Here is an 8,982-nt window from a genome sequence, read left to right as displayed (position 1 = left end):
CAAGAAGGCGATCATCCTCGCCGTCGTCCACCAACAGACGAGCCAGACGGCGACCTATATCGGCGAGCTGCTTCAGCGGGCGGATCTGTCGGCGGCGCTGCTGGAGTTCCTCGATGTCGTTCTGCATCTGGCCGCGGACGGGCAGGAGAGGCGGTTGATACTGGAGATCGCGGCCGAAGCAACGCGGGACGACGATGTCGGCGCGCTCAATGCCGCCGCCGACACGCTCCTCGCGAAAGGCCTGACCGCGCTTCTGAACGGCGCGGCCGAGCGTGGCCAAGTTAAGCTCGTGGTCCCGCTCGAACATGCCGTCCGATTTCTGATGATCGTGATCGACGGGATTTTCAACCGCGTGTCGATCGATGCCGGCTTCGATCCCGCCGGAGAGCGCGATTCGCTCCGGACCATCATTCGCAACATTCTTTGCATCAGCGGGGAAACCCCCGATGCGTGACCGTGATCGCATTACCAATATCGACGCGTTGCGCGGCTTTGCATTGTTTGGGATATTGCAGGTCAATATCCTCGCATTCTCCTCGGTTTACTATGGCACCGGTCTTCCGGCAACGGATGGATGGTCGTCGCTCGATGCTGTTCTGGCTTTCGTGATTTCAGCCGTCTTCGAGCTGAAATTCTACCTGCTCTTCTCGTTCCTGTTCGGCTACAGCGTCACGCTTCAAATGCAATCGGCGCAAAAGGCGGATGTGGCTTTCCTGCCGCGCATGCTGCGCCGGCAAGCGGGATTGTTCCTCATCGGGGCCATTCATGCGCTCGTTCTGTTTCACGGCGACATATTGACCACGTACGCCGTTCTCGGCCTGCTGCTCCTCGCCTTGAGAGAGGTGCGTGGCGGCTTCAAGATTCGCCTTGCGGCCGCATTCGTCGTCGTGACCGCGGTGCTTTGGTTCGCTCTCGCGTTTCTTCAATGGAGTGCGCCGGATCAGGACGATAGCGCTCTGATAATAGACCACGCGCAAACGGCGCTCGCCGCCTATCGTGGAACGCCCATTTCCATCATGGGGCAGCACGGAGAGGATATGGCGTCATTCCTGCCGATGCTGTTGCTGCTTCAAGCCCCCTGTGCATTGGCCATGTTCCTTATCGGCTTCGTTTTCGGGCAGCGAAAGCTGCTGCAGAATCGCGATCTCTATCGGCCATATCTGGTTCGTTCGATCTGCTGGGGATTGGCGGTTGGGCTGCCCGGCGGCGTTGCCTACGCCTGTGCTACGCAATTTGCTCCGGGTACGTCACTGGAAACGGCGGGCTTGGCGCTTTCCGTTCTCACATCGCCATTCCTGACGGGTGCCATCATCGCGGGAGTGCTGATGGCATTGGATTCCGGCCGAATGGGTAGCTGGCGCGATTATCTGGCTAGCGCCGGGCGCATGGCATTGTCGAATTATCTCATGCAATCGATTGTCTGTGCCCTGATCTTTCACGGTTATGGCTTCGGGCTGATCGGCAAGCTGTCTTTCGCGATGACGCTGGTTGTGGCCGTCGTCCTCTTCGGCCTCCAGCTTCTTCTTAGCCGCTGGTGGCTTCGGCGTTTCAATTACGGGCCCGTGGAGTGGCTGCTTCGCGCTGTGACCATTGGTCATTGGCCCCGATGGGATTCGAGCGGAAGCGGCAATCTCTAAGGACGTGCGCACCATCCATTAACCGCTCTTCGCCCCTCAATCGGGGATCGCTGCTATCCGGAAAATGAAACTGCCCGTCTGGGGACCAAACGGGCAGTTTTTTGGCTTCATGTGGCCTTGAGGCCTTGCGCAGCGGAAGGATCAGCTGCGCGGCTTGAGGTTCTCGGCGTCGTAGAGCGGCTTGTAGCCGACGCCGACAACTTCGACAGGGTAGGTTTCGCCGAAATATTCGACCTTGAGCTTGCGTCCTTCCTGGGCATGGGACCAGGGCAGGTAGGCAAGCGCAATGTTCTTGCCGATGGTCGGGCCATAGGCGATCGACGTGGTGAAGGAGCGGCGGCCGAGTTCGTCGACCAGGGTTTCGCCGGTTTCGGGGTCCATGACTGGCAGGATGCCGACCGGGTAGCGGGCAACGCCGTTGGAGTCGATATTATCGGTCACGACGAGGGTACAAAGCATGGCCGGCTGATGCTCGCGGGCGCGATATTCGAGATGCTTCGCCTTGCCGCGGAAATCGGCCTCCTTGACCTTCGGGCGGGCGAGATCGGCTTCCAGCAGATTATATTCCGTCAGCAGGTCGGCATTCTGCAGGCGGAGGCTCTTTTCCATGCGGCGGCTGTTGGCATAGGTTTCGACGCCGACGGCGATAGCGCCTGTCGAACGCAGCGCATCCCAGACGGCCAGCGCATCACCATAGGCCATATGCAGTTCCCAACCCTGCTCGCCGACATAGGAGATGCGAAACGCTGTGACGTTCTTGCCGGCGATGCGGATCTGCTTGATCGCGGCGAAGGGGAAGTTCTCGTGCGAGAGGTTTTCCGGGCTTTCGACGACCTTCTGCAGGTTGGTGCGGGCATTCGGTCCCCAGATGCCGATCGTGACATAACGTTCGGTGACATCGGTGATGGTGACGTCGAAACCCTTATCCTGAGCGACACGGCGCATGTAGTGGAAATCGCGCGGGCCGGCATCGGCGCCGTCGATGAGGCGGCAGCGGTCGGCCATGCGGATCACGGTAAAATCGGCACGCACCATGCCCTCGTCGTCGAGGAAGTGGGTATAGATGCCCTTGCCGATATTGGCGTCGCCGCCGATCTTGGCCGCACAGAGCCATTCCAGCAGCTCGACATGATCGGGACCCTCGATGTCGTACATGGCGAAATGCGAGAGGTTGATGATGCCGCAATCTTCGCTCAGCGCCAGATGCTCGGCATTGGACACGCGCCAGAAATGGCGGTTGTCCCATTCGTTTTCACGCACCGGGATGCGATCGCCGTATTTTTCCAGCAGGGGCTCGTTGGCGGCATAGCCGTGTGCGCGCTCCCAGCCGCCGAGTTCCATGAAATAGCCGCCGAGTTCCTTTTCACGCTCATAGAAGGGCGAGCGGCGGACATTGCGGCCGGTCGCATAGGGTTCGCGCGGATGAACGGCGGGATTGTAGATCTTCTGGGCCGCTTCGGTGCAGCGGCCTTCGATGAAGCTCTCTTCCAGCATATGTGGGTAGAAGCGGGAGTAATCGATCCTGTTGTGGTCGATCGGCGTGCGGCCGTCTGTCATCCAGTCGGCAACGAGCTTGCCGAAGCCGGGGCCGTCCTTCACCCAGATGGCGACGCAGTACCAGAGCCCGCGAACCTTCTGACTTTCGCCGACGGACGGGCCGCCGTCGGTGGTGACCTGCAGGAGGCCATTGAAGGAATGGCCTTCATTGTAGCCGAGTTCGCCGAGGATCGGTGTCAGTTCCATGGCGCGTTCGAGCGGCTCGATGATCTGCTCCATGTCGAGATCGCGCTGCGAGGGCGAGAGACGGGCTTCGTGCTTTTCAAGCAGATCGCGAGGATGGCAGAGGCGCGGGTTCTTCTCTTCGTAGTAGCCCCATTCGATCTGGCCGCCTTCGGCGGTCTTCGGATCGCCGGTGTCGCGCATATAGGCGGAGTTGCCCTGATCGCGCATCAGCGGGAAGCCGATTTCCTTGCCCGTATTGGCAAATTCATTATAGGGGCCGAAGAAGGTCAGCGGGTGGTCGACCGGCATGACCGGCAGGTCTTCGCCGACCATTTCGGCGATCAAGCGGCCCCAGAGGCCGGCGCAGACGATGACATATTCCGCCTCGATGGTGCCGCGATGGGTGACGACGCCGGTGATGCGGCCGTCCTTGACGATCAGGGATTGGGCGGGCGTATTGGCGAAGGAGAGGAGCTTGCCGCTCTTCTCGCCCTGGTCGATCAGCTTGCCGGCAACGGTCTGCGAACGGGGAATGACGAGGCCGGCATCCGGATCCCACATGCCGCCCTGAACCATGCTTTCCTCGATCAGCGGGAATTTTTCCTTGATCTCGGCGGGTTCGATGAGGCTCACGCGCGTGCCGAAGGCCTTGCCAGACGTGACCTTGCGCTTGATTTCCGCCATGCGGTCGTCATCGCCGACGCGGGCGACTTCCAGGCCGCCGACGCGGGCGTAGTGGCCGAGCTTATCGTAGAAATCGATGGAGTAGAGTGTCGTCCAGCAGGAGAGGAAATCATGGCTGGTGGTGTAACAGAAGTCGGAGGCATGGGCTGTCGAGCCGATATCGGTGGGGATACCGGACTTGTCGATGCCGACAATATCGTCCCAGCCGCGCTCGATCAGATGGTGGGCAATCGATGCGCCGACGATACCGCCAAGCCCGATGATGACGACCTTCGCCTTTTGAGGAAATACTGCCATTGCGTGCGACCCTGATTGATACTGGAGGCGGATTTTATGATGTGTGCGGCGGCGACCAGAGCCTGTCTACGACATATTCAAGATGCTTGCACGACGACCGGCGGGCCATCCACCATGGAAAACGGCAGGAGGCCTTGCCGATGATCGCTTGTCGCCATGTCGCAAAGGCGACGCTATCGCCTTCGCCAAGCACGTGCCGCTCTATTGCGGGATCGATTGCATCATGATCTCGCGGCGCAAGATCGGGCCTTCTTCGCCGAAATAAGTGGTCAGCAGCTTGGCGAAATCATCCGACTGGTAGGTTTCTGTCAGTGTTTGATCGACAAGCAGGCGAAAGGCCGAGTCATCCTGCCTGAGCGCGATGCCATAGGGTTCGTGCGTGAAGAGGCGATTGCCAATGGCAAGCGCAGATGGCTTGTGAGCATGGGAAGCGAGATCGAAGAGCAGGGCGCGGTCGGCGAAATAGGCGTCGATCTTCCGGCTTTCGAGGGCGGCTACGCCGTCCTGATGCGTGGCAAAATTCTCGATGCGTGTTTGCGGCACGTCGGGTCCGAGCGCCTCGCGCAGCGTCGCGCCGGTGGTCGTGTCGGAGCGGACACCGATCGTGCTCTTTGCCGGCGCCTGCTTGTTGGAGGCAAGGGTCGGCCGCTTGTCGAGGAAAAGCACCATCAGATAGTCGGGCGAATCCTTGCGCAGCAGGGCGCTCGCGCCGGTCAGGAAGATCGATTGCGAGAAATCGACGCTCTGGCGTCTGGCGAGATTGATGGTCAAGGCGCCGCAGAGGAGGTCGATGCGGCCGTCTTTCACGGCATTGAAGCCGTCGGCGAGGGTCATTTCGACATAATCTCGCTTCAGGCCGGTAACCTTGCGGCCGACGGCGTCGGCGATCTTTCCGCAGAGATCGACGGCATAGCCGGTGGGACTCCCGTCCTTCTTCTTGAAGGAGAATGGCGCCTCGTCGTTGATATAGCCGATACGGATTAAGCCCTTTTGCGCGACGATATCGAGCGTCTGGGCGGCCGTGGCTGCATAGGCTGAGAGGCCAAGAGCAATGCCTGCCAAAATCAATCGTCTCATGCAGTTCGCCAGCATGGTCATGATCTCCTGGAGAATGGTGGCGATCGCAAAGGCTTAAGCGCAGATTATGGTCTGGCTGACGTTTGTCAACGATGGATTGTCTCGGGCAGTTGCTGGTCGAACAAGGGTAGCAGCCGTATCGTCGTTATATTTGCCATTCCCGGTATCACGAAGAGTTTCGTTACCCTGCCGCGATTTCCGGCCTATCTATCCTGCAGGGTTGTCTACCCATGGGAACGCTTGCACAGGAGACGAACGTGATGCGACAGCCAAGTGCCACGACCCGGAAAGCGGTCTTTGCCTTCAGTTCCTGTTTCGCAGCTTTTTGTACGGCATTCAGCCCGGAGCTGGCCTCGCCGGCGATGGCGCAGACGATCATCGACGAGTGGCATAAGGTGAAACCGCCTGCTCCGCCGGATCTGAAGCCCGTCACCATCGATCCGAAGACGACGGCATTGCTGCTCCTCGATTTCAACGGCGCGCAGGATCCGACCAAAGGGCCGTGCAACGCGAAAAGCAAGCCGCGTTGCCTCGCCTCCGTGCCCAAGGTGAAAACCCTGCTCGATCAGGCGCGGGCCAAAGAGATGCTTGTCGTTTTCAGCCTGGCCGGCGCCGGCCAGCCGCAGGATATCGCAACGGCTCTGGCGCCTCTGGCGAGCGAGCCGATCGTCAAGTCCGGGGCCGACAAATTCATCGGCACCAATCTGCGCAGCATTCTCGCCGACAAGGGCATCAAGACCGTCATCGTCACTGGCACGGCCTCGGAAGGTGCTGTTCTCGATACGGCGACGGATGCCGCTTTGAACGGCATGAACATCGTGCTGCCCGTCGACGGCATGTCGTCCACCGAACTTTATGGCGAGCAATATGTGGCCTGGCACATGGTCAATGCACCCGGCGTTTCGCAGAAGACGACATTGACCAGCGTCGGGCAGATCAAATTCTGATTCGGTTGCCGTTTCGTAGCCCGAGAGTTGAGGGGAGACTTCCCGCTTTCGATATGGCAGCGCGATGTCGATGTCGTCTGCCTATGCCAAGGCTTCGTCGAACAGGTTCAGCAGACGTTTCCAATGCCTTTCGGCACCGGTCTCGTCGTAGACGCCATGGTCTGGCACCGTCCATCCGTGCGACATGCCGACATAGTTTTCGATGATATGGTCGACGCCGCCGGTGCGCAGCGCCTCGGCGAGACGGGCGGATTGTTCCGGCGGAAAGCTGTTGTCGATACCGGCAGCGCCGACATAGACGCGCGCCTTGATATCGGCCGCTAGGCGGTGCGGGCTATCTTCCGCTTCGCTGGCGAGATTGCCGCCATGGAAGCTGGCTGCCGCTGCGATACGGTCGGGATAGGCGGCAGCGGCCGTCAGCGCGCGAGCCCCACCCATGCAATAACCGACCACGCCGGCAGGCCCCTTAGCGCCTGCGGCGGACAGCGCGTCGAGGAAGGCGGCGCTGTCGTTTCTCGTCATTTGTTGCGTCGTTCCGCGTAGCATCGTCATGATCGTCTCCCGCGATGCCGGATTGCCGAAGGCGCTGCCGTCGAAGGGGCCATAGGCGCCGAAGCGATAGAAGAGGTCCGGAAGCAGCACGATATGGCCGGCATCGGCGAGCCGCTGCGCCATTTCGTAAAGCGAGGCGCGCGGACCCATGGCATCCATATAGAAGATCACGCCGCTCCCGGCTGAGGCACCGTTGTCGGGGCGGAAGACGGCCGCTTTGGCCATACCGTCGGCCGTCTTGATGTCGATGTCCTGCTTCATCGTCGTATTCCTTGCGATTTCCTGTTGTCGGAATGGTTTCCCGAGGCTGCCGCCAGACTGGCAAATGGTTGGTGTGGGCTCAATAGCATCGCGCGCTGAAAATGATGCGACCGACGGATCGCCGATCAATATGTCTTGAGTTTCCGTGCCTGCCTTCGGTGACATAGTATGGCCGGACGTTTGGAGGGTAATTCCGATGTCTCTTCGCCAGATGGTTCCGGGCTTTCTATTGGCTTTCTCGTTGATGTCCATGCCGGCTTTTGCGGCGTCGCCCGAGCAGTCCCGTCCGGCGGCGGATGGCCATGCCGGTGTTCTTTCGCTGTTGCCGCCAGATGCGGTGAGCGACCATGTGCTGAATGCCGGCGGCAGGAGCATCGCCTATACGGCGACGGCCGGTACGCTCGATCTTTTCGGGCAGGATGGCCAGCGCAGCGCGGCGATCTTCTATACCGCCTATGTCGCGAAGAATCGCGATGCCGGCCGACCCGTCACCTTCGTATTCAATGGTGGACCGGGCGCCGCAGCGGCCTTCCTCAATCTCGGTCTCGTCGGGCCGAAGATTCTCGATTTCGGTCCGGATGGCCGCGATGGCGCCAATGCCAAGCTGATCGACAATGCTCAGAGCTGGCTCGATTTTACCGATCTCGTCCTGATCGATCCGATCGGCACTGGCTGGAGCCGGACGGTGAAGCCGGACGATGCGAACGACTTCTACAGCGTGGAGAGCGATGCCGAGAGCCTTGCCAAGGCGATTGCCCTCTATGTCGGCCATAATGGCCGCGCGGCCTCGCCGAAATACATTCTCGGGGAAAGCTATGGCGGCTTCCGTTCGGTCAAGGTCGCCAACAGCCTGCGCGAGGATCAGGGCATACTGATTTCGGGCATCGTCATGCTCTCGCCCTTGCTCGAGGGCCGGCTCGTTTTCGGTGGCAGCAACGATGCGCTTGGCGCTGCCCTGATGCTCCCTTCGCTGGCTGCAGCCGAGCTGGAGCGGCAAAACGCGCTCAGCGATAAGGCGGTTCAGGCCGCAGAGTATTTCGCTCTCAACGAATATCTGCCGGCACTTGCCGGTCGGCCGCCCTCCGGAGACGCCGGCAGGGCCTTCTACGCTCGGGTGGCGAAACTGACAGGTATCCCCGAGGATATCGTTGCCAGGAGCCAGGGGTTTCTCGGCAGCGTCTATCAGAAACACTCAGATGGCGGCGGTGGTGAAGTGGCAAGCGCCTACGATGCCTCCTTGCTGGCGCCCGATCCCTATCCGCAGTCGGATTCCGAGCGTGGCGGTGACCCTATTCTCGATGGCTTCGTCCGTGCCTATGGCGGCGCCTTTTCGAGCTATGCGCGCGATGAACTCGGCTTCCGCACCGACATGACCTACACGCTCCTGTCGACATCGGTGAACAGGCAATGGAAATGGGGCGGCCGAGACGGTGGCTCGCGCCTCAGCGCCGGCGTCACCGACGACCTCAAGGAGCTGCTGTCGCTGTCACCCTCGTTCCGGCTGATGGTCGGGCAAGGCTATAGCGATCTCGTCATTCCCTTCGGCGTCAACAAATACGTGCTCGACCATATGCCGGCGGCCTTTGCCGATCGCGTGGCGCTGAAGCTCTATCGCGGCGGCCATATGTTCTACACGAGGCCGACATCGCGCGAGCAGTTCACCATGGATGCCAAGGCGTTCTTTGCGGCACAAAGCCAGGCTGCGCCGGCGGCGAAGTCGAACTAGAGCGCTTCCGCTTTTCACGGAAACTCTGAACCGCTCTATCTCTTTGTTTTCTAGCAACTCCAGGAAAACCGCTACGCAT

The 8,982-nt window shown here is 60.5% G+C and carries 7 protein-coding genes (1 of these 7 running past the window's edge); 4 read left to right on the top strand and 3 right to left on the bottom strand.

Translation table 11 applies throughout. From position 1 onward, the window contains the following. Positions 1-454 carry the 3' portion of a TetR/AcrR family transcriptional regulator gene (locus RHSP_RS14075; RefSeq protein ID WP_004117980.1) on the top strand. 161 nt of this gene lie to the left of the window's left edge, so the window shows 454 of its 615 coding nt (coding positions 162-615); its start codon lies off the left edge, out of view; its stop codon occupies positions 452-454. Beyond that, positions 447-1,637 (top strand): DUF418 domain-containing protein, encoded by a 1,191-nt coding sequence (locus RHSP_RS14070; protein ID WP_037151843.1) that lies wholly within the window; start codon positions 447-449, stop codon positions 1,635-1,637. The genes RHSP_RS14075 and RHSP_RS14070 overlap by 8 nt, the downstream gene beginning before the upstream one ends. 141 nt (positions 1,638-1,778) lie before the next feature. Here RHSP_RS14070 and RHSP_RS14065 read toward each other — a convergent pair whose 3' ends face one another. Together RHSP_RS14065 and RHSP_RS14060 are read right to left on the bottom strand one after the other, a co-directional pair. Next, complete coding sequence (locus tag RHSP_RS14065) at positions 1,779-4,340, bottom strand: GcvT family protein (protein ID WP_004117974.1); 2,562 nt, start codon at positions 4,338-4,340, stop codon at positions 1,779-1,781. A gap of 201 nt (positions 4,341-4,541) precedes the next feature. After that, positions 4,542-5,432, bottom strand: coding sequence for an amino acid ABC transporter substrate-binding protein (locus tag RHSP_RS14060; protein ID WP_004117973.1), 891 nt, complete (start codon positions 5,430-5,432; stop codon positions 4,542-4,544). Positions 5,433-5,677: 245 nt separating this feature from the next. On the opposite strand from RHSP_RS14060, the gene RHSP_RS14055 reads away from it, so the two are divergent. Continuing rightward, the gene (locus tag RHSP_RS14055; protein ID WP_037151839.1) at positions 5,678-6,364 is read left to right on the top strand and encodes a cysteine hydrolase family protein; all 687 of its coding nucleotides are present in this window, start codon (positions 5,678-5,680) and stop codon (positions 6,362-6,364) included. An 81-nt stretch (positions 6,365-6,445) separates the two neighbouring features. Here the strand turns inward: RHSP_RS14055 and RHSP_RS14050 are convergent, their stop codons facing one another. Next, on the bottom strand, positions 6,446-7,177 hold the full coding sequence (locus tag RHSP_RS14050) for a dienelactone hydrolase family protein (RefSeq protein ID WP_004117969.1): 732 nt from the start codon (positions 7,175-7,177) through the stop codon (positions 6,446-6,448). Positions 7,178-7,373: 196 nt separating this feature from the next. On the opposite strand from RHSP_RS14050, the gene RHSP_RS14045 reads away from it, so the two are divergent. Beyond that, the gene (locus tag RHSP_RS14045) at positions 7,374-8,903 is read left to right on the top strand and encodes a S10 family peptidase (RefSeq protein ID WP_037151835.1); all 1,530 of its coding nucleotides are present in this window, start codon (positions 7,374-7,376) and stop codon (positions 8,901-8,903) included. Positions 8,904-8,982: the final 79 nt, after the last annotated feature.

The organism is Rhizobium freirei PRF 81, from assembly GCF_000359745.1.
Classification (GTDB): domain Bacteria; phylum Pseudomonadota; class Alphaproteobacteria; order Rhizobiales; family Rhizobiaceae; genus Rhizobium; species Rhizobium freirei.
The sequence above is the reverse complement of the archived record's forward strand: the minus strand, read 5'-3'. Positions and strand labels throughout refer to the sequence as shown.